At 65.7% G+C, this 20,551-nt stretch carries 22 protein-coding genes; 15 read left to right on the top strand and 7 right to left on the bottom strand.

Translation table 11 applies throughout. The annotated features are described in order from the left end of the window. Positions 1-128 precede the first annotated feature (128 nt). A complete protein-coding gene (locus tag GGD62_RS18810) occupies positions 129-548 on the top strand; it encodes a MucR family transcriptional regulator (RefSeq protein ID WP_183709449.1) in 420 nt (139 codons plus the stop codon). Between the two features lie 160 nt (positions 549-708). Here GGD62_RS18810 and GGD62_RS18805 read toward each other — a convergent pair whose 3' ends face one another. Both GGD62_RS18805 and GGD62_RS18800 read right to left on the bottom strand, forming a co-directional pair. Next, positions 709-1,137, bottom strand: coding sequence for a SufE family protein (locus GGD62_RS18805; RefSeq protein ID WP_092256626.1), 429 nt, complete (start codon positions 1,135-1,137; stop codon positions 709-711). 67 nt (positions 1,138-1,204) lie between these two features. After that, on the bottom strand, positions 1,205-1,648 hold the full coding sequence (locus tag GGD62_RS18800; RefSeq protein ID WP_183709447.1) for a DUF5330 domain-containing protein: 444 nt from the start codon (positions 1,646-1,648) through the stop codon (positions 1,205-1,207). A gap of 410 nt (positions 1,649-2,058) precedes the next feature. Here GGD62_RS18800 and GGD62_RS18795 point away from each other — a divergent pair, with 410 nt between their 5' ends. From GGD62_RS18795 to GGD62_RS18780, 4 genes are all read left to right on the top strand, one after another. Then, a complete protein-coding gene (locus GGD62_RS18795) occupies positions 2,059-3,924 on the top strand; it encodes an ATP-binding protein (protein WP_183709445.1) in 1,866 nt (621 codons plus the stop codon). Further along, the gene (locus GGD62_RS18790; protein ID WP_183709443.1) at positions 3,917-4,627 is read left to right on the top strand and encodes a peptidoglycan-binding protein; all 711 of its coding nucleotides are present in this window, start codon (positions 3,917-3,919) and stop codon (positions 4,625-4,627) included. Before GGD62_RS18795 ends, GGD62_RS18790 begins: the two co-directional genes overlap by 8 nt. Before the next feature lie 154 nt (positions 4,628-4,781). Continuing rightward, positions 4,782-4,991 carry a hypothetical protein gene (locus tag GGD62_RS18785; protein WP_026201548.1) on the top strand — a complete coding sequence of 70 codons (210 nt, stop codon included), beginning with the start codon at positions 4,782-4,784 and terminating at the stop codon, positions 4,989-4,991. A 53-nt stretch (positions 4,992-5,044) separates the two neighbouring features. After that, positions 5,045-5,389 (top strand): DUF1491 family protein, encoded by a 345-nt coding sequence (locus GGD62_RS18780; protein WP_018315768.1) that lies wholly within the window; start codon positions 5,045-5,047, stop codon positions 5,387-5,389. Between the two features lie 142 nt (positions 5,390-5,531). On the opposite strand, the gene GGD62_RS18775 is transcribed toward GGD62_RS18780, so the two are convergent. After that, the gene (locus tag GGD62_RS18775) at positions 5,532-6,506 is read right to left on the bottom strand and encodes a DUF2336 domain-containing protein (RefSeq protein WP_183709441.1); all 975 of its coding nucleotides are present in this window, start codon (positions 6,504-6,506) and stop codon (positions 5,532-5,534) included. A gap of 253 nt (positions 6,507-6,759) precedes the next feature. Here GGD62_RS18775 and GGD62_RS18770 point away from each other — a divergent pair, with 253 nt between their 5' ends. Together GGD62_RS18770 and GGD62_RS18765 are read left to right on the top strand one after the other, a co-directional pair. Further along, positions 6,760-6,948, top strand: coding sequence for a hypothetical protein (locus GGD62_RS18770; RefSeq protein ID WP_179734048.1), 189 nt, complete (start codon positions 6,760-6,762; stop codon positions 6,946-6,948). Between the two features lie 15 nt (positions 6,949-6,963). Further along, positions 6,964-7,725, top strand: coding sequence for a hypothetical protein (locus GGD62_RS18765; protein ID WP_183709439.1), 762 nt, complete (start codon positions 6,964-6,966; stop codon positions 7,723-7,725). Here GGD62_RS18765 and GGD62_RS18760 read toward each other — a convergent pair. Further along, positions 7,709-8,581 (bottom strand): LysR family transcriptional regulator, encoded by an 873-nt coding sequence (locus GGD62_RS18760; RefSeq protein ID WP_183237394.1) that lies wholly within the window; start codon positions 8,579-8,581, stop codon positions 7,709-7,711. The two genes, GGD62_RS18765 and GGD62_RS18760, sit on opposite strands and share 17 nt — an antisense overlap. Positions 8,582-8,678: 97 nt before the next feature. On the opposite strand from GGD62_RS18760, the gene GGD62_RS18755 reads away from it, so the two are divergent. Then, a complete protein-coding gene (locus GGD62_RS18755) occupies positions 8,679-9,506 on the top strand; it encodes an MBL fold metallo-hydrolase (protein WP_183709437.1) in 828 nt (275 codons plus the stop codon). Positions 9,507-9,521: 15 nt separating this feature from the next. On the opposite strand, the gene GGD62_RS18750 is transcribed toward GGD62_RS18755, so the two are convergent. From GGD62_RS18750 to GGD62_RS18740, 3 genes are all read right to left on the bottom strand, one after another. Then, a complete protein-coding gene (locus GGD62_RS18750; protein ID WP_183709435.1) occupies positions 9,522-10,103 on the bottom strand; it encodes an amino acid synthesis family protein in 582 nt (193 codons plus the stop codon). Between the two features lie 7 nt (positions 10,104-10,110). Then, positions 10,111-10,974, bottom strand: a complete 864-nt coding sequence (locus tag GGD62_RS18745) for a fumarylacetoacetate hydrolase family protein (RefSeq protein ID WP_183709433.1) — start codon at positions 10,972-10,974, stop codon at positions 10,111-10,113. 92 nt (positions 10,975-11,066) lie between these two features. Beyond that, positions 11,067-11,768: a GntR family transcriptional regulator gene (locus GGD62_RS18740; protein WP_092256579.1), complete on the bottom strand. Its 702-nt coding sequence runs from the start codon at positions 11,766-11,768 to the stop codon at positions 11,067-11,069. 112 nt (positions 11,769-11,880) lie between these two features. On the opposite strand from GGD62_RS18740, the gene GGD62_RS18735 reads away from it, so the two are divergent. From GGD62_RS18735 to GGD62_RS18705, 7 genes are all read left to right on the top strand, one after another. Continuing rightward, complete coding sequence (locus GGD62_RS18735; protein ID WP_183709431.1) at positions 11,881-12,873, top strand: zinc-dependent alcohol dehydrogenase family protein; 993 nt, start codon at positions 11,881-11,883, stop codon at positions 12,871-12,873. A gap of 16 nt (positions 12,874-12,889) precedes the next feature. Further along, positions 12,890-13,795 carry a VOC family protein gene (locus tag GGD62_RS18730; RefSeq protein ID WP_183709429.1) on the top strand — a complete coding sequence of 302 codons (906 nt, stop codon included), beginning with the start codon at positions 12,890-12,892 and terminating at the stop codon, positions 13,793-13,795. Between the two features lie 72 nt (positions 13,796-13,867). Next, positions 13,868-14,845 carry a tripartite tricarboxylate transporter substrate binding protein gene (locus tag GGD62_RS18725; RefSeq protein WP_179734065.1) on the top strand — a complete coding sequence of 326 codons (978 nt, stop codon included), beginning with the start codon at positions 13,868-13,870 and terminating at the stop codon, positions 14,843-14,845. Positions 14,846-14,977: 132 nt separating this feature from the next. Further along, the gene (locus GGD62_RS18720; protein WP_183709427.1) at positions 14,978-15,343 is read left to right on the top strand and encodes a hypothetical protein; all 366 of its coding nucleotides are present in this window, start codon (positions 14,978-14,980) and stop codon (positions 15,341-15,343) included. A 101-nt stretch (positions 15,344-15,444) separates the two neighbouring features. After that, positions 15,445-15,837 carry a FixH family protein gene (locus GGD62_RS18715; protein WP_183709425.1) on the top strand — a complete coding sequence of 131 codons (393 nt, stop codon included), beginning with the start codon at positions 15,445-15,447 and terminating at the stop codon, positions 15,835-15,837. 79 nt (positions 15,838-15,916) lie between these two features. Further along, the gene (locus GGD62_RS18710; protein WP_183709423.1) at positions 15,917-17,338 is read left to right on the top strand and encodes an efflux RND transporter periplasmic adaptor subunit; all 1,422 of its coding nucleotides are present in this window, start codon (positions 15,917-15,919) and stop codon (positions 17,336-17,338) included. Further along, a complete protein-coding gene (locus tag GGD62_RS18705) occupies positions 17,335-20,523 on the top strand; it encodes an efflux RND transporter permease subunit (protein ID WP_183709421.1) in 3,189 nt (1,062 codons plus the stop codon). Before GGD62_RS18710 ends, GGD62_RS18705 begins: the two co-directional genes overlap by 4 nt. Positions 20,524-20,551: the final 28 nt, after the last annotated feature.

The raw sequence follows: 20,551 nt of genomic DNA, 5'->3' as shown, positions 1-20,551 counted from the left end.
GCCGCGCAGAACTAGAGCGCCGTTGTCGCCACCGTGTCGGTCATCGTCTTGTTTCAGCCGAACGTCCTGTTGACACGGAATAGTTCGGCGTCGTCTATCCCGTGAGGCGCAAGTGGAGGGGCGGGCCGATGTCGGACGCTGGGGCAAAGAATTTCATCGAGCTGACGGCGAGCATCGTGTCGGCCTATCTCAGCAACAATCCGACGCCTGCGACGGAGATTCCGAATCTGATCAGCCAGGTGCATGGCGCCCTGGTGCGGGTGTCGTCAGGTCGCACCGAGACCGCGCCGCTCGAGCCGGCCAAGCCGGCGGTCTCGCTGAAGAAGTCGATCGCGCCCGACTATCTGGTCTGCCTGGAAGACGGCAAGCGCTTCAAGTCGCTGAAGCGCCATCTGCGCACGCAGTACAACATGACGCCGGAGCAATACCGCGAGAAATGGGGCCTGCCGGCCGACTACCCCATGGTCGCGCCGAACTATGCGGTGGCGCGCTCGCAATTGGCCAAGCAGATGGGCCTCGGACAGCAGCAGCGGAGGAAGGGGAAGTAGAGCCGCTCGCTCGGCCAGCTCTGGTAGGGTGGGCAAAGGCGCGCGCTTGCGCGACGTGCCCACGAATTCTCACCAGTCACACGCAAATCGTGGGCACGCTTCCGCCTTCGCTCTTCGAGCTACGGCGGACAAGCCGCTTTGCCCACCCTACGAGAGCGTCTTACGACGCTTCCGCCAGCGCCTCTTTCGCATCGGTCTTGATGCGCTCGACCATCGAGCGCAGGCCGTTGGAGCGCTGCGGCGTCAGGTGATCGCGAAAGCCGAACTCGTTGAACACCGCGATCGCGTCGGTATCGAGGATCTGCTGCGGCGTGCGGCCCGAATAGAGCGAGAGCACGATCGCGACCAGCCCGCGCACGATATGCGCGTCGCTGTCGCCGCGATATTTCAGGATCGGCGCGCCATGGCCGCGGTCGACCAGCTTCTGCAGCCAGACCTGGCTGACGCAGCCGTTGACCTTGTTCTCGGCGGAGTGTTCCGCCTCGGGCATCGGTTCCAGGGTACGGCCGAGCTCGATGACGTACCGGTAGCGGTCGTCCCACTCATCCAGAAGCTCGAAATTGTCCCTGATTTCGTCGATCGTCGTCATGTTGGCCCGTGTTCCCGTTAGGGCCAATATAAGGATGCGAGGAGATGAAATCGATAGGGTTTGGGCGCTAATTCGCCGCCGCCGGGCCGCGCCATTCCAGCGCAAGGTCGTCCTGGCTCAGGGTATCGCGCGGCGCCTCGGTCGATGCGGCATCGCCTTCGCCGGCCATCGCGATCGAGCCTGTGTGGTCGGGCGCCTTCTTGTCGGTCTTGTCGGTCTTCTCGTTCTTGTCGTTGGAGATCTGCTCTTTCTTGTCGTTGATGATCTGGTAGATCTTGCGCGCCCCGTCCTGGGCGCGCTGGCCGATGATGGTCGCGGCCTGTCCGCCGACCTCACAGGCCGCCGGCTGGCGCTTGCAGAACTGGGTCATGTCGGAGACGGCCGCGGTCGCAGCCTGCACCGCATCGGCAGCACCGATCTGCGGCAGCTTGTCCGATTCGGGCGTCTTGTCCCTGGGCAGGAGCACCAGCACCAGCCCGAGCCAGAATGTGATGCGGAGCAGAAAGCGCATCTTAGCGACCTGTACGTTCGATCCCGTCCACGGCGAACTCCGCGGATGTCGGACCTAGCAACTCTCGATAAATCGCAAGTGATTGCCTTGAGCTTAATTCGCGGAAAATTTACGCAAAATTCTTCGAGATCGACGGTGTCGTAAATTTTCGATTGACGCGGGCGCCCGTGATTTCGCTGGCACGCATATCCACCAATTCGAAACCATGCCGGGAGGCGTGAAACCCTGTGTTCACCATCCTCGCCGAAGACGTCGCCAAATCGTCTAAAAAGCCCCGCGATGTCCCGGCGTCCGGCCGCACACCGAGCCGCCTTAGCACTCGTTTAAGGTCGCTCTGACACGGTGGCTCAACGACAAGGAGGCGTTGCGGCGCGTCTTCCAAAAGACGATTGAGCCGAAGCGCGAGACCCGTGACAGTTTTGAGTATCATCCGCGATTGTCTCGATGCACTGCTGCATCCCTCCGCGCGTTACGATGCGCTGATGCGGGCGCGTCATCGTGCCTTCATGGCGCCGCGGCTGCTCGGCAGCCTGGCCGCCTTTGCCGCATTCCCGGTCTATCTCGCCATGCGTGGCGCGCCGAGCGCGGTCGAGGTCGCCGCGTTCGCCTGGTTGATCGCGCCGATCCTGCTGTCCTGGTTCCTGTCGCGCACCGGCCGCTATGAAGGCGCCCATGTGCTGTCGTCGCTGGCGCTCGCCGGCCTGATCATGGCGGTCGCGGGCACCACGGGCGGCATCGAATCATTCGCCGCGGTCTGGCTGGTCGTGGTTCCCCTCGAAGCCGCGCTGTCGGCCTCGCGCCGCGTCGCGGCCTTTGCATCCTTGCTCGCGCTGTCCTGTGCAGGACTCCTGATCCTCGTCGGCCAGCTCGGCTGGCTGCCGGTTGCAGACACCAGCCCTGCTGAACGCGGCGTGCTGATGGCGTGCGGCGTCGTCTCGGCGACGCTCTATGCCGCCGGCCTTGCCTTCGGCGCGGAATCGCTGGCGCGCACCAGCGTGGCGCTGCTCTCGCGTGAGGAGGAGCGTTATCGCCTGCTCGCCCGCAACATGAGCGACGTCGTCTCGCGGCATCGGCGCAACGGTGCGGTGCAGTTCATCTCGCCCCCGGCGGAAGCGATGCTCGGCACGCCGGTGGCGCAACTGCTCGGGCATGGCCTGTTCGACCGCGTCCATGTCGCCGATCGCCCGGCCTATCTCACCGCGCTCTCCGATGCCGCGCGCGGCGACGTGCGCAGCATCGAGTTCCGGCTGCGGCGAGAGCCCGACGGTTCGGAGCGTGGTCAGGTCGATTTCCTCTGGGTCGAGATGCGCTGCCGCCCGCTCGACCGGGATATCGGCCAGAATCCTCATGGCGACGTCATGCGCGAGGCCGAAGTCGTCGCCGTGATGCGCGACGTCACCGACCACAAGCTGTCCGAGCAGGCGCTGGATCAGGCGCGCAGTGCCGCGGAAGCTGCCGATGCCGCCAAGACGCGCTTCCTCGCCACCATGAGCCACGAGCTGCGCACGCCGCTGAACGCCATCATCGGCTTCTCCGAGATGATCGCGCAGGAGCAGACCCTGATGCTGGGCTCGGCTCAGCGCCAGGAATATGCCCAGCTCATCAACGATTCCGGCCAGCACCTGCTGTCGGTCGTCAACGGTATCCTGGACATGTCGAAGATGGAGTCGGGCAATTTCGAGATCGCGTCCGAGCCGTTCGCGCCGCGCGCCTCGCTGTTGCATTGCTGCAATCTCTTGGCGCTGAAGGCGCGGGAGAACGGCATCGACCTCATCACCGACGCGCCGCAGGATCTGCCTGTCATGACCGGCGATCCCAGGGCGTTCAAGCAGATCGTGCTCAATCTCGTCGCCAACGCCATCAAGTTCACCGAGCGTGGCGGTCAGGTCTCGGTAACCGCTGCCGTGTCGGGTTCGCAGCTGACGCTGCGCATCAGCGACACCGGCGTTGGCATCGCGCCCGACGATCTCAAGCGCATCGGCGCGCCGTTCTTCCAGGCGGGCAAGACCTATCAGCGCCGTCACGAGGGAACCGGCCTCGGACTTTCGATCGTGAAGAGTCTCGTGGCGTTGCATCTCGGCGAATTGACGGTACAAAGCAGGTTGGGAGAGGGCACCGCCGTCACCGTCAGGCTGCCGCTCGTCTACACGCCGCCGCAAGTCAAGCCGGTCGAGAGCAAGGTCGCGACGCTGACGCCGGTGCTGCGCCAGGACCTTCAGGACCAAACTCACGACCAGTCTCAGGACCAACCCGCTCTGGTGAAGAAAAGTGCCTAAGAAGTCTGCCAAGGACGAAGCCGCTCCGCGCCGCCGTGGCGCGAAGGCCGCGGTCATCGATGTCGAGACCGAGCGCAACCTCGTGATGCGCGTGCTGCTGCACAGCCCGAAGGACACGCTGGCCGGTCTCGTCGCCGTCGCCGCGATCGGCGCGATCGTTGCCAATGCGCTGTTCCTGCAGACCGGCCGCCATCCGGCGCCGATGTTCGGCACCGTGATCAATCTTCCCGCGCCGTCCGCCGTGGCGCTGTCGAACCCAATGCCGCGTCCGCGCCCGGTCGGCGCCGATACCTCGCCGCTGGAGCCGCGCGCGACGGAGTTCCGCGCCGAGCCGAAACCTGCCGAGCGAGCCGCCGAGAAGCCGCCCGAAAAGCCCGTCGAGGCGACCGCATCGACGACGCGTGCGGGCAGTGATCCCATGACCAATCTGGTCAAGGCGACGACCTCGACGCCGCCGTCCGCCATGCGTCCGCCCGCGCCGATTCCCGTGCCGCAGAGCCCCGCCGCACGGCGTATCGCCGGCGTGCAGCGCGCGCTGTCCGAATATGGCTACGGCAATTTGAAGATCACGGGCACGATGAGCGGTGAGACCCAGTCCGCGATCCAGAAGTTCGAGCGCGAGCACAAGATGCAGGTCACTGGCCAGCTGTCCGACCGGCTGCTGCGCGAGCTCGGCGCCGCGATCGGCCATCCCGTCGAATAACGCGCATCCCGCTGTCATTGACGCCGATCAATTCCGGCCATCGCGCGCCGCAGACCAAGCCGCGCCCGCGCGCGGGCGATTTGCTTGGGATCAATGACGGTCGACAGCGTTGGGGAACATGATCGCTCATCTTCAACGAAGAAGAGAGATTGTCATGTTCAAGGTCTCGGTTCTGGTCTGGATTATGCTGGGCACGACGCTGGCGGGCGTCAGCCTGATCGTCGTGCTGATGGTGCCGAGTTTCGCCGCCGACGCGATCAGGAACATCCCCTATGCAGTCGCCGTGGGATTCGCGCTTGCGATGCCGCTGTCATATCTCGTTGCGCGCCAGATCAACGGCGGGCAACGTGTAAGCAAGGCGTGACAATCGGACGCTGAGACTGGCGGCGCGCGTCACGCTGGCCTATCGTTCGACTCATGCGTTTGAAATCCAACATATGGGTCGCGGCCTACCTGCGCCGGTGCCAGACCGAGGGCGTGTTCGGCGCGGTGCGTCGTCGCGGGGCCGAGGAGGCGGGCGCGGTGTTCGTGAAGGTGTCGTTGCTCGACGGCCATGCGATGCTCTACGCGCCGGCGCCGCAGACCGTCTATGACGACGGCCGTCCCGTCGATCGCTTCTTCGTGCCGGTCGCGCAGCAACCCCTGCCCGAGCACACGATCGAGGAGCGTCTCGCCAAGGAAATCCGCTTCGATCCGGACGCCTGGATCGTCGAGACCGAGGATCGCGGCGGGCGGCATTTTCTGGAACTGGCGAAGACGTAACTGCTGCTCTTCCGTCGTTGCGAGCCCAACACCCAGCCTTGTAGCCCGGATGGAGCGAAGCGTAATCCGGGACTTCCGCCACGAGTGACGGAGACCCGGATTACGCTGCGCTCCATCCGGGCTACGGGCTAAACCGTCTGCGCTACCGATCCGATGACCCGTCGGTGCCGGTGCGGCGCGGCATCGCGCCGGGCTGCACGCCCGGCCGCGTTTGGCTTGCCCCCGCGCGGGCGCGCTGGCGTTCGCCATCGTGCAGTGACGGCTGGTACTTTGCGCGCGTAACGGCGAGCGTCGAGCCGCGCCAGGCTGCCAGCATCACCAGCGCCGAACGGTCACTGAGGCGGTCGTAGAGCCGCGACAGCCGGTACACCTCGTTCACGGACGTGCCGATCTCCGGCTTGAAGAACAGCAGGATGCGCTGGAAGTTCGGGCTCGGCATGTCGAGCGCGCGCGCGGCGACCGCGAGCGCCTCGCCGCCGGCATCGTCGACGATCTGGGCCGCGACGCGCGAGGGCAGGATCAGGCTGTCGCCGAGCTCGAGGGTAAAATTGTCGACGTCGCCCGCGATCGCCGCCATCTCCAGGATCTGAATCGCGCGCTTGGCGCGCACGGTCGGAATGCGGGGCGCGGCCTTCAGCGGGGTCTGCGCCAGGTTGTGCAGGATCAGCGCGCGCTCGGAGGCGCCGGCGTGGAAGAACATGTCGTGGATCTCGGCGGCGTCCGTCGGCTGCATCGCCATGTTGGCGGCCATGCGCAGCTCGGCGTCGGTCGGCGTGCGGGCCGGCGAGGGGGCGGGTGCGGGCGTGGCGATCTCGCGGGCGAGCGGAACCCTGCGGCCTTCCTGCGCGGCGACGAGCCCGAGCTTTTGCAGGACCGGGACGGGCGTCGACGGATAGATTGCGAGCTTGGCCTTGATGGCTGCGCGGGTCGCATCGTCGACCTGGTCGATCAGCCGCGTTGCAAGCTCGGTGAACTGGCGCTGCTCGTCGTCGCTGTGGATGCGCGTCTGCACATAGAGGTCGGTCAGCACGCGCAGCAGCGTCGGCCGAACATCGACGCCTTCGCGACGGGAGAGGGACATCAGCCCGTCGAATCCGGGAAACAGCGACTTGGTCATGGAGAGATACGCGACCTGGAAGAGATACTGCTCGCCAGCCTATCGCAGGCTCCTTTAAAGGCTCGTTAAGGAAAACGAGGCGTGAAGCCGAACGCTCGATTTGTAGCGATCTCGTGCCGCAGCGGGACGTCGCGGCCGGCCCGTGCGGCTACGGTCCGACCGCGACGTTTACACCCCGTTAACCATGAACTGATCTTAATGAATGCATGTTGCATGAGCGCGCCTGGTCGCGCGGCAATTGAAGAGAGCTGACATGGGGACCATCATTGAATTTCCGGCCGGTCGCCGGGTGGGCTCGTCGGGGGATGTCGCTCCGCGCGCGGACATGGGAACGATCCTGATCCTTCCCGTCATCCGTATCGAGCGCGAGGTAGACGAAACCAGCGGCGATCACGGGCCGGAGCAGGGCACAGCGCCGGGGCGCCGTCGTCGCCGTCGCTGATTTCGGGCTTTTGCAATGCCGGACACCATCCGCCAGATCCGGTCTGTTCTATCGGCCGTCCTGCTCACGCTCCTGGCTGCGACGCTCGGGGCCTGTAGCGGCGGCGATTTCGGCCGCACCCGCGCTGACATGCGCAGCGACGATATGCATCGCTGGTTGGGGGCCGAAGCCACCGGCAGCGTCGGCCTGGGTCCCTCGCAATTCCAGCTCACCGACGAGGAGCGCCAGCTGCGCGACCTCGCCTATCCCATGATCGAGCCGCCGCTGTCACGCCCCGCATGGAAGAGCGTGTTCGGCGACTACAAGGCGATGCCTTCGCCCTGGCGGCAGAAGGTCGTGTTCGACCGTACCATGTATGGTCGCACACTGATCGACGAGCCGCACCGCTCGCATTCCTCGCGTTATGCGCAGCTGATCGAGGACGTGCGCAACGACATCACCCGCTTCGAGCCGTTCTTCGCGTCCGCGATCCGCGTCATCGATCTCGACCGGAAGCGCGACGCCAGCATGGCGCGCGTCTCCGCGCTCTCGCCGAGGGAGAGGGACGACGCGGTGGCGCGCATGCAGGAGAACTCGCTGATCGTGCAGTGGGTGCAGCAATGCCTGGAGCAGCGGATCTCTTCCTACCGCTGGGCGCTGGAGCGCTTGGTGATCCATGCCCCCGACGGCATGGCCGCCGACGCCGACCGCCTGATCGGCGAGCTCGCCGCCCAGACCGCCAACCCGCCGGTCCAGGCGCAACCGCCCTATGGGCGTGCGGTCATCTCGAAGGGCTGAGCTTTTTGCGCGCGCCGACCCGGCGCTTGGTTCGATCCGGCCGCCGCTGCTTCTGCAGCTTCCCGACAAACTCCTTCAGCGCATCCGCCAGCGGCACCGAGGCGCGGTAGGCGAGGCCGACCTCGCGCTTCACCTTGACCTCGATCTCGCGCACCGCGACATCAAGATTGCCCTTCGCCACGCCTTCCGGGACGATGGCGATGCCGACGCCGGCGGCGACCAGCGCGATGGCCCAATCCTCCGATTGCGCGATCGCCGCGGTCTGGCGCCGCTGCGCATTGCGGCCGAAGAATGCGTTCTGTTCACAATGACAGCGGTCGATCAGCGGCACGCCGGCGAGGTCGGCAGCCCGGAGCTTGTCCTTCAGCGTCAGCGGGTGCGACGGCGGCAACGCGGCGACATAGCGCTCGCTCCACATCGCGACGAAATGCTCGTCATCGCGCACCATGGTCTTGGCGATGATCCGCGCGTCTGCGCGCTCTTCGCTGCCGACGAGGCGAAGCGCGATGTCGCTACGCGCCGTCAGCGGTTTCAAGAGCGCGATGGTCCGGGGCACGTCGAGCGTGCGCATCAGGCCCAGCGTCACCGTGGTCTTCGTGATAGGCTTTTTGAACAGGCTGCGCGCGGCATCGGCCTCGTCGATAATGCGGCGCGCCAGCGTATGAAACTGCTCGGCCGAGGCAGTGGGCGCGACGCCCTTCTTGTGCCGAATGAACAGCGTGGTGCCGAGCTCCGCCTCCAGATTGGTGATCGCAGTCGAGATCGACGGCTGCGACACGAAGCAGGCCCGCGCCGCCGCGGTCAGATTGCGCTCGCGGTAGACGGCGGCGAAGTAGCGAAGCTCGCGGATATCCATAGGATTGGCCTAGAGATAGTATCAATATTCGATATTTTACCTATGGATCGAGCCATGACAAGAGCGTCCTGCTCACGAACACCGGCAGGGATACGCGATGAAGATCCACCATCTCAACACCGGCACGATGTGCCCGATCGGCCGCCGCCTGGTGAACGGTAGCGGCAGCTTGTTCCAGCGCGCCCGCCTGGTCTGCCACTGCCTGCTGATGGAGACGAATGACGGGCTGGCTTTGGTCGACACCGGGATCGGCCTCGATGACATCGCATCGCCTGAGCGGCTGGGGCGGCGCTGGGTGCGGCAGACCGCGCCAAAGCTGGATCCCGCGGAGACGGCGGCCGAGCAGGTGAGGGCGCTCGGCTATTCACCGAACGACGTGCGTCACGTGCTGCTGACGCATCTCGACCGCGATCATGCCGGCGGCGTGCCCGACTTTCCCGATGCCGCGATCCACGTCCACCGCGCGGAATACGACATGGCGGTGCTGCGCAAGCCCGCGCCTCCGGAAGGCCGCTTTGTCACGGGGCAGTGGAGCCACGGTCCGCGCTGGCAATTCTATGGCGAAGCCGGTGAAGACTGGTTCGGCTTCAAGGGCGTGCGCGCGCTCGGCGACAAGGAGGCGGACATCCTGATGATCCCGCTTGCCGGCCACACGCTCGGCCATTGCGGCATCGCGGTACGATCAGGCGATGGCTGGTTGCTGCATGCCGGCGACAGCTACTTCCACCATGCCCAGCTCGACGCGTCGCCGCGCATGCCGTTGATGCTCGGCTACTTCCAACGCCGCGGCGACATGGACCGCGACATGCGGATCGCCAACCAGGAACGGCTGCGCGCGCTGAAGCGCGATCACGGCGATCGCGTGAGCATCGTCAACAGCCACGATCCCGCCGATTACGAGCGCTGCCGCTGCGGCGCGCACTGAGCGCGCGCCGACACCTCACCGCTGCCCGTCATGCACGGAGATCTCCGACGCCTTGAGGCCGCCGATGCGCGCGTGCGGTCGGCTGCCGGTTGCCATCACGAGGCCGAAGGCGATCTCGTCGCGCCGTGGCGCATCCCACAGCGTCATCTCCGCGGTGCCGAAATGGCTGCGGACATAGGCGGCATGGATGTGGCCGAGCGGTACCATCAGGCGCGTGCCGGGACCGCCGATGGTCTTCGCGGCCGGCACGATCGCCTTCGGCTGGCCCAGTACCTCGCGCATGCCATGGCCGCCGGCTTCATGCCAGACGGCGCCTTGCTCGAGCTCGCCGTCCTCGCCGACGATGATGCCTTTGCCATAGGCTTCGATGCGCTCGGCGCCGCCGAGCTGTGCGATCAGCGCGCTCGCAAGCTCGCGCCCGAGCTGACGCAAGGACGCCTGGAACGGCATCAGGTCCGGCTCATAGCGGCCGGCGAAGGGATTGCGGATCACCGCGACGGCGGTTCCGACCAGCAGCGGCTTTTCCAGCCGGGGCCCGCGCTCATGCCAGATGGTCTCGACGCCGAGCGCGGTCTTGCGAATATCGTAGGACGACATGCTGAAGCTAGGCCTCGTCCACGACGGGATTGCTGAGCACGCCGATGTTCTCGATCTCGACCTCGACCACATCGCCGGCTTTAAGGAAGATCGGCGGCTTGCGGGTGAAGCCGACGCCGGCCGGCGTGCCGGTCGCGATGACGTCGCCGGGGACGAGATCGAAAATGGTCGAGCAATATTCAATCAGCCGCGGGATCGAGAAGATCAGCATCGAGGTGTCGGAGGACTGCACGGTCGCGCCGTTGACGCGCGTCTCGAGCTTCAGCTTGGTGGGATCGCCGATCTCGTCCGGCGTGACCAGCCACGGTCCGAACGGGCCGGTGCCGACGAAGTTCTTGCCCGAAGCGATTTGCTGCGCGTGGCGCTGCCAGTCGCGCACGCTGACGTCGTTGTAGATCGAATAGCCCGCCACATGATTCCATGCGTCGGCCTGGCTGATGTGACGGCCGCCCTTGCCGATGACGACGGCGAGCTCTCCCTCCCAGTCGAAATTGTCCGAGACCTTCGGCCGGATCACCGGCGCGTTGTGCGCAACCTGGGAACGCCAGACCCGCAGGAAGATCGGCGGGAATTCCGTAATCTCGCGCTTCATGCCGAACGCCACGGCTTCATTGTGGTGGTCGAGATAGTTGCGCACGGCGCAGACGATCTTCTCGGGCCGCGGAATCACCGGCAGATACTTGACGTCGCTCAGCGCCAGCGTCGGCTTGTGCCCGGCGACGATCGCCTCGCGCCTGGCGTAGTCATCGCTGCCGAGAAAGTCCGCAAGCGTCGGGTACCGGGGCAGGGCGCGGCCCAGATCCACCACGCGGTTTTCGACAACGGCGCCCCAGCTTTCCCGATTTCCGTCCAAGAACGACAGCAGCTTCATGGTTTCGCCCCAAGGGTTCCTATTTTCGATAGGGTGTATTATTTTCGAAAATGAAGCCGGGCGCAAGCCCGCCGCGTCAAAATGCAGTTCGTCTATTCGGCGTCGAGCAGATGGCCGGCGTATTTGGCGACGTTGTCGGAGGTCGAGCGGATATGCGCTTCGATCAACTGCACGGCGAGATCTGCGTTGCGCGAGATGGCGGCCTGCATGATGGCCTGGTGCTCGCCGGCCTTGTCGCGCGGGCGCGGCCTGAAATTGGCGGAGAGATGCCGGTAGCGCTCGGCACGATCGAACAGCTCGGCGCGAATGGCGAGCAGCGTCGCCGAGCCGCAGGCGGAGACCAGCGCCTGGTGGAACTGGCGATGCGCGATCTTCCACTCGGGATCGCGCAGGGGATGTTCGGGATCGCGCTGCTCGATCCGCTTCAAGCGGTGGAGCGTGGAGATCACCGCGATTTCCCAATCGTCATCGCCCCGCTCGATAGAGCGGCGGATCAATTCCACCTCGATCAGCACCCTTGCATCGGTAACCTCGACCAGATCCTGGCGGCTCACCGGCGCGACGCGAAAGCCGCGCTGCTCCTGGGCGTCGACCAGGCCTTCGGCGGCGAGCGCGGTCAGCGCCTCGCGCAGCGTGGTGAAGCTCGCGCCGAACCGTTCGCGCAGCACGTCGAAGCGCAAAGGCTCGCCGGGCGGAAGCGCGCAGGCAATGATCTCCTCGCGCAGCCGATGCGTGATGTCGGCGGCGATGGTCTTGCCGAATTCCTTGCGGGGGCGGATGGCGCTCTCGGGCATGGGGATCTGTCGCTGAATCGATGCCTGAACATGCCGCGCTAACGAGCATCTTGCAATAATTTTCGTAAACGGTATGATTTTCGAAAATATGGTCTAGGGAGCGTGTGAAGTCATGAGGGCGGTGCTGGTGCGTCAGCCGGGTGGGCCGGATGCGCTCGAGGTGGTCGAGCTTCCTGTGCCTGTGCCCGGAGCCGGCCAGGTGCAAATCCGGGCCGAGGCGTTCGGGGTCGGTCAACCCGACGTGCTGATCCGGCGCGGCGTCTACAAATGGATGCCGCCGTTGCCGGCCAATCCCGGCAACGATGTTGCGGGACGCATTTCTGCGCTCGGGTCCGGCGTCGAGGGACTTGCCCTCGGCCAGAAGGTGCTGCTCAGCGCCCGCGATCTGTCCCAGCGCGGCGGCTGCTACGCCGATTACGTGGTCGCGCCCGCGGATGCCGTGCACGCGCTGCCCGATCATGTCGAGCTGCAGGCCGCCGTGTGCCTGTCGAACTATCAGGTCGCTTACGCACTGCTGCACGAATGCCGCCATCCCCGCGCGCCCGCAAGCGCGCTCGTGATCGGCGCAGCCGGCGGCGTCGGCACGGCGCTGGTGCAACTGGCCAAGCTTGCCGGGATGACCGTCATCGGCACGGTCTCCACCGAAGAGAAGGCTGCATTCGCCAGGGCGAACGGCGCCGATCATGTCATCTTCTACCGAAGCGAGGATGTCGTGGCGCGCACCCGCGAACTGACGGATGGCGAGGGCGTCGGCCTCGTGCTCGATCACGTCTGCGGTCCCGAGTTCACCTCTTATCTCGGCGCGCTCGGCAAATGGGGCACGCTATTGTCCTACAACGCCTTCGCCGGATTGCCGGAAGAGAATCTGATGGCGGCGATGCGCGATCATCTCGACATCTGTCCGGCGATACGCTGCTTCTCCTTCCACATCTACGACCACGATCGTGACGGACGCCGTGCCCTGATGCGCAGCGTGATCGAGGCCTTGAGCCGCAACGCGATCAAGCCGGCGATCTCGGCGGTGCTGAAGCTCGACGAGGTCAGGAAGGCCCATACGCTGCTGGAGCAGGGCTCCGCGCTCGGCAAGATCATCATGATTCCATGAGGGGGTGAACCGCACGATGAGCACACAAGCACCCATTGCACGCTTCACGCGGCTGCGACACGCGACCTTCACCTCGCCCGATCCGGAGCGGCTGCTCGACTATTATCGCGGCGTGATTGGACTTGGCCTCGTGGCCCGCGATGGCAACCGCCTGTTCCTCGCCAGCGATTCCGAGCAGCTCTCGCTCGTGATCGAGCCCGGCGATGCCGCGCTGAGCAGCATCGCCTTTGAGATCTCCCCGGAGGTCCAGATCGAGGCGCTGGGCGCCGCGCTCAAGCAGGCGGACTTACGGCCCGAGCTTCGGAGCGATCCCTTGCCTGGTGTGTCCCGGCTGCTGTCGTTTAGCGATCCCGAAGGCACACGTTTCGAGTTGATCCAGGGCTGGACGCCGACGCCCGCCCAGGAGCGGATCGGTGGGCTTGCTGTCGCCAAGCTCGGCCACGTCGCGCTCCGCACGCCCGATCCCAAAGCCGCTTCGGAATTCTACGCGAACGTGATGGGGCTGCGGGTCTCCGACTGGATCGAGGACCGCTTCGTGTTCATGCGCAGCGGCTTCGAGCATCACACGCTCAACTTCGCGCTCGCGCCTGACCGCGGTCTGCATCACTTTGCTTTCGAGCTGCGCGGCCCCGAGCACATGCATCGGGCCTGCGACCATCTCGCGCGTCACAAGCTCCCGGTGCTCTGGGGACCGGTGCGTCACGGCCCGGGCCACAACACGGCGATCTATCACCGCAATCCCGATGGGCATCTGGTCGAGTTGTTTCATGACCTCGATCGGATGGTGGACGAAGAGCTCGGCTATTTCGAGCCGCGTCCCTGGCATCGCGATCGTCCGCAGCGGCCAAAAGTCTGGGTCGGGCTGCCGCGCGACGTCTGGGGCATGCCGCCATCGCCTGAATGCACGGAGTTCGCGCGCTAGCGGATTTGAGTTCTAACGGAAGATCGCCGCACGCGCGGCCAACGACATAACAATCAAAGGGAGGATGCATCCATGCGTCGGATGAAGCGGCTTGCTGCGGCCATTTTTCTGCTTGGTGGTTGTCTCGCGACCATCCCGGCATCGGCGGACAATTATCCGTCGCGCCCGATCCGCCTGCTGCATGGCTTTGCCGCCGGCGGCGCGGCCGACACGCTCTCGCGCATCATTGCCGACGGGCTGTCGAAGAAGCTCGGGCAGCCCATCATCGTCGAGGCCAAGCCGGGTGCCGGCGGCAACATCGCGGCGGATGCGGTCGCCAAGGCGGCGCCCGACGGTTATACGCTCGGCCTCGTCACCGGCGCGCACGCGATTTCCGCGGCGACCTACAAGAGCCTCGCCTATCAGCCGGCCGAAAGCTTCGAGATGATCTCGACGCTGGTCTACTACGCGCTCGTCATCGCCGTGCGCAACGATTACCCCGCAAAATCGCTGAGTGAGCTCATTGCCATGGCCAAGGCAAAGCCGGGTTCACTCAGCTTCGGATCGGTCGGTTTCGGCAGCACGCATCATCTTGCCGGCGAATTGCTCAACGCCACCGCCGGCATCGAGATCGTGCACGTGCCGTATCGCGGCGATTCCCAATCCGTCACCGCGCTGCTCGGTGGCGACGTTCCCGTCATCGTCGGCACGCCCGTGCTGCTGGCCCCGCAGATCCAGAGCGGCGCGATCCGTGGCTTGGCCGTGACTTCGCCGACGCGCACCGCGCTGTTGCCTGATGTTCCGACCGTGCAGGAAGCTGGCATCAAGGGCTACGACGTGCGCACCTGGGCCGGCCTGCTGGCGCCCAAGGGAACGCCGCCTGCCATCATCGCCGCGCTCAATGCCGCGACTCTGGAGGCGCTCGGGGATCCCGAGCTAAGGCAGCGTCTGGAGACGGCCGTCGGCGGCGAGGTCCGCGGCAGCTCGCCGGAGGAGATGAAGAAGCTGATCGGGACCGAGATCGCCAAATGGACCGGCGTAGTGGAGCGGGCGAAGATCCCGAAGATCTGAGCCGGGCCGGCGGCAGGGCCGGTACCGGCCGGCCCCTGCTCACGAATGCTTGATCGGGATCAACAAGCGCCACCGGCACTGGGATATGCTACGAGGGATACGCTGCGACCTTGATAAGGTGACTCAATAAAGATGCGCCTCGTTCGTACCATCCTGGCATTCGCAATCGCCATATCCCTGGCGATGCTGCCCGTTGGCGCGTCCGCATCCGGCCTTGCCATGTCGTCGGACGACATGCCGGCGACCATGCAGATGGGCGCGGCCGGCGACATGGCGATGGACGATTGCTGCCCCAACATGAAGGGGACGCCGTCCCAGACCGGCGGTTACAAATGCGGGATGGGCTTCTGCTGCGTCGGCGGCACCATCGCGCTCGATGCCGTCAGGCCCGTCATCTTTGGGCATTTCGCCGTAGCGGTGAGCACGATCGCCATCCCTGAGGATCAGGTCGTCTCCGTCCGCGGCAGCAGTCCTCCCTTCCGACCTCCTCGAATCTGATCTCGCAACAGCCGAACGCGCGCAGCACGTTTGCGCGCGACGACGACTGACGTGCGCGCGCCATGCGCCGCGGCGAAAGATCAGATCATGAGGACAGGACAATGCTTTCCAAATTCACCACCGCGGCGCTCGCCGCCACCCTTTCGCTTGCCGCCTCCGCGGCGATGGCAGGCGCCGGCGATTACGCTTTCGAGCCGGTCACTGCGCAAATGAAGAAGGGCGCCGACGTTACGCTCTCGGTTCGCCTGACCAACAAGCAGACCGGCAAGCCGGTGGCGGACGCCGTCATCTTCAAGACCCGCGTCGACATGGCCCCGGACGGGATGGCCGAGATGGAATCGGCGGTGGCGCCGCTGCCGTCGAAGGAGCCGGGCGTCTATGCCTTCCGCACGGACCTGCCGATGGCCGGCCGCTACCAGGTCACGCTGTCGGCCAAGGTCCAGGGCGAGCCCGAGACTGTCACCGGCAAGGTGATCGTCACGGCGACCAAGTGAGCGTGCGGACGCCGCGCGCGGCGTCCGAACTCCTCTGTCCCATTCACATGGATGCGCGCACGCCGCGCGAAGGCACACCATGAAGACGCTGCGTCTCCTGACAACACTCGCGCTGGGCGGCGGCCTGGCTTTGGGTGCGTACTGGTTCTCGAACGACGGCCGCTGGTCCGTTCATGCCGAGGCGACCCCGGCTCCGGCCCAGGCGGATCGGACTCCGCTCTACTATCGCGACCCCAGCGGCGCGCCGCTCTGGTCCGCCACTCCGAAGCAGGACGACCGCGGCCGGGATTATCTGCCGGTCTATGAGGACGGTGAGGCGATTGCAGTGGCACCGAAGCCAGCGCAAGCCGCTTCCGCGCGAAAAATCCTCTATTACCGCAACCCCATGGGCCTGCCCGACACCTCGCCGGTGCCGAAGAAGGACCCGATGGGGATGAACTATATCCCCGTCTACGAAGGCGACGAGACCGACGACGGCACGGTGAAGCTGTCGCCGGGCAAGATCCAGCGCACCGGCGTCAAGTCCGAGCCCGTCCGGCGGCGCGCGATCCGCGTCGCGGTGAGGACGCCCGGCACGATCCAGCTCGACGAGCGCCGCGTCTCTGTCATCGCGATGCGTGCCGAAAGCTTCGTGCAGAAAGTCGCAGACGTCACCACCGGCACGCGGGTAAAGGCAGGCCAGCCGCTGATGGAGATCTACAGCTCGGCGGTGGCGTCCGCGGCGGCGGAATATCTTGCGACCATCACCTCGAAGACGGTCGGCGGCGTCGAGGTCTATGGCCGCGGCTCGCGGCAACGGCTGGTCAATCTCGACGTGCCCGAGCAGGTCATCGCCGAGATGGAGCGGACGCGCGTTGCGCCTGTCACCGTGCATTGGTCGGCGCCGCGCGACGGCATCGTGCTCGAGCGCAACGCGATCGACGGCATGCGCGCCAATTCCGGCGACGTGCTGTTCCGGATTGCGGACACCTCGGTCGTCTGGGCGTTGGCCGACGTCGCCGAGCGCGATTTCGGCAACATCGAGATAGGGCAGTCCGTGGCGGTGCGCGCGCGCAGCTTTCCCGGCCGTATCTTCAGCGGCAAGATCGCCGTGGTCTATCCGCAGGTGAACCGCGACACCAGGACGGTTCGAGTCCGGATCGAGCTCGCCAATCCCGATGCGGTGCTGCTGCCGGACATGTATGTCGATGCCGAGATCGACACGGCCGATGGCGCGCCTGTGCTGGCGATCCAGGACAGTTCGGTGCTCGACACCGGCACGCGGCAGGCCGTCCTCGTCGACAAGGGGGAAGGGCGCTTCGAGCCGCGCGAGGTGAAGCTCGGCCGGCGCGGCGGCGGCTACATCGAGGTGCGCGACGGACTTGCCGATGGCGAGGCGGTGGTCACATCCGCCACCTTCCTGATCGATGCGGAAAGCAATCTGAAGGCCGCGCTCAAGGGGTTTGCGGAGGGAGCGCCTCAGCCGTCAGATGCGGGCCATGCGACGGGAGAGCACAAATGATCGCCCGCATCATCGCCTGGTCGGCGCGCAATTTGCTGCTGGTGCTGTTCGGCACCGGCTTTGCGGCCGCCGCCGGTCTCTATGCGCTGATCCACCTGCCGCTGGATGCAATCCCGGATCTCTCCGACACCCAGGTCATCGTCTACACCGAATATCCCGGTCAGGCGCCGCAGGTGATCGAGGACCAGGTCACCTATCCCCTGACGACGGCGATGCTGACGGTGCCGAAATCGAAGGTCGTGCGCGGCTTCTCCTTCTTCGGAGTCTCGTTCGTCTACGTGATCTTCGAGGACGGCACCGACATCTATTGGGCGCGCTCGCGCGTGCTGGAATTCCTCAACGGCGCCTCGTCGCGACTGCCCGCCGGCGTCACCCCGACCATCGGCCCCGACGCCACCGGCGTCGGCTGGGTCTACCAGTATGCGGTCCTGTCCAAGGAATTGAACCTGGCGGATACTCGCACCATCCAGGACTGGAATCTGAAATTCGCGCTGGCCAAGGCCGAAGGTGTCGCCGAGGTCGCCAGCATCGGCGGCTTCGTCAAGCAGTACAATGTGGTGCTCGACCCGCAGCGGATGCGCGACCGCGGCATCAGCATGCAGAAAATTCGTGAGGCGATCCGCGCCAGCAACGCCGATGTCGGCGGACGCACCGTCGAGCTCGCCGAGTTCGAATATGTCATCCGTGGCAAGGGCTATATCAAGAGCATCAACGATCTCGGCAACATCGTGCTGAAGACCTCCGGCGGAACGCCGGTGCTGCTCCGCGACGTCGCCAATGTCGAGCTCGGACCGGACGAGCGCAGGGGCATCACCGAGCTGAACGGCGAGGGCGAGGTCGCCAGCGGCATCGTGCTGCAGCGTTTCGGTGTCAACGCCCTCGACGTCATCGAGAACGTCAAGAAGCGCTTCAAGGAGATCGCGAGCAGCCTGCCGAAATCGGTCGAGATTGTGCCGGTCTACGATCGCTCCAACCTGATCTACGCGGCCATCGACACGCTCAAGCACACGCTGTTCGAGGAGAGCGTCGTCGTCGCGCTGGTCTGCATCGTGTTCCTGCTGCACGTCCGCAGCGCGCTGGTCGCGATCCTGATGCTGCCGGTCGGTGTGCTGATGGCGTTCGGTGCCATGAAGCTGCTCGGCCTCGGCTCCAACATCATGAGTCTCGGCGGCATCGCAATCGCGATCGGCGCCATGGTCGACGCCGCGATCGTCATGATCGAGAACGCCCACAAGCACCTCGAGCGCGCCGGGCCCGGCCAATCGCGCGTGCAGGTCCTGATCGATGCCGCCGCGGAGGTCGGCCCCGCGCTGTTCTTCAGCCTGCTGATCATCACCGTGTCGTTCATGCCGATCTTCACGCTGGAATCGCAGGAGGGACGGCTGTTCAGCCCGCTGGCGTTCACCAAGACGTTCTCGATGGCGGCCGCGGCCCTCTTGTCCGTGACGCTTGTGCCCGCCCTGATGGTGATCTTCGTTCGCGGCCGGATCGTGCCGGAGAGCAAAAATGTCGTCAATCGTTTCCTGATCTGGATCTACCGGCCCGTGATCAAGGGCGTGCTTCGCGCCAGGACGCTGGTGATCCTGATCTCGGTCGCAGTCCTTGCCGTCACGATCTGGCCGGCCCGCCAGCTCGGCACCGAGTTCATGCCGGCGCTGAACGAGGGCACGCTGCTCTACATGCCGACGACGCTGCCCGGCATCTCCGTCACCAAGGCGGCCGAACTGATGCAGACGCAGGACCGCATCATCAAGTCGTTCCCCGAAGTCGCCTCCGTCTACGGCAAGGCCGGACGGGCGGCGACCGCGACCGATCCGGCGCCGACCGAAATGTTCGAGACGGTGGTCAATCTGAAGCCGAAGGAGCAGTGGCGGCCCGGCGTCACCGTCGACAGTCTGATTGCGGAGATGGACAAGGCGCTGCAGTTTCCCGGTGTCTCCAACGCCTGGACCATGCCGATCAAGGCGCGCATCGACATGCTCTCCACCGGCATCCGTACGCCTGTCGGCGTCAAGGTCATGGGCACCGACCTCGTCGAGATCGACCGGCTGGCGCGGCAGGTCGAGCGGGTGATCAAGACCGTTCCGGGCACGTCCTCGGCTTACGCCGAGCGCGGCATCGGCGGCTACTATCTCGAGATCGTTCCGGACCGCGAGGCGCTCGCCCGCTACGGCATTTTGATCCAGGACGTTCAGGACACCATCGCGGCCGCGCTCGGCGGGCAGACGGTGACGACGACCGTGGAGGGCCGGCAGCGGTTCACGGTGAACATGCGCTATCCGCGTGACCTGCGCGACAATCCCAAGGCGATCGCTGGCGATATCCTGGTTCCGATGCCGGCGGGCGGCGCCGTGCCGCTCGGCGAGGTGGCGAAGGTCGAGCCGGCGCGCGGGCCGACGTCGATCCGAACCGAGAACGGCCAGCTGGCGACCTACATCTATGTCGACATCCGTGACCGCGACATCGGCAGCTACGTCGCGGACGCGCAGCGCGCGGTGACGGAGAGCATCCAGTTTCCCGCCGGCACCTATGTCGTCTGGAGCGGCCAGTACGAATATCTCCAGCGCGCGGCAGCGCGCCTCAAAATCGTCGTGCCCGTGACGCTGACGATCATCTTCCTGCTGCTGTATCTGAATTTCAGGGCGCTGACCGAGACGCTGATCGTGATGCTGTCGCTGCCGTTCGCGCTGGTCGGCGGCATCTGGATGATGTGGTGGTTCGGCTTCAATCTGTCCGTCGCGGTCGCCGTCGGCTTCATCGCGCTCGCCGGCGTTGCCGCCGAGACCGGCGTCGTGATGCTGATCTACCTCGATCACGCGCTGGCCGAGATGAAGGAGAGGCGCGAGGCCGAGGGCGGGGTCTTCACCCGGCGCGATCTCCATGACGCCATCATGGTGGGCGCGGTCGAGCGCGTCCGGCCCAAGATGATGACGGTGGTCGCCATCATGGCGGGCCTGCTGCCGATCATGTGGAGCACCGGCGCCGGATCGGAGATCATGCAGCGCATCGCGCTGCCGATGATCGGCGGGATGATCTCCTCGACACTGCTGACGCTGATCGTGATCCCGGCGATTTTCGGGCTGGTGAAGGGGCGGGGGCTGCCTGATGGCGAGCAACCGGCGCTCGTCGACGAACATGCCGTTGAAATGGAGAACGGCATGCGCCCTCCGCAAGCGGCCGAATAGGATCGCGAGACGCCGTCCGGCTTCCCGG

The organism is Bradyrhizobium sp. ERR14 (assembly GCF_014198235.1).
Taxonomy (GTDB): Bacteria; Pseudomonadota; Alphaproteobacteria; order Rhizobiales; family Xanthobacteraceae; genus Bradyrhizobium.
Note: the sequence above shows the minus strand (reverse complement) of the source record. Positions and strands in the feature narration are given on the sequence as shown.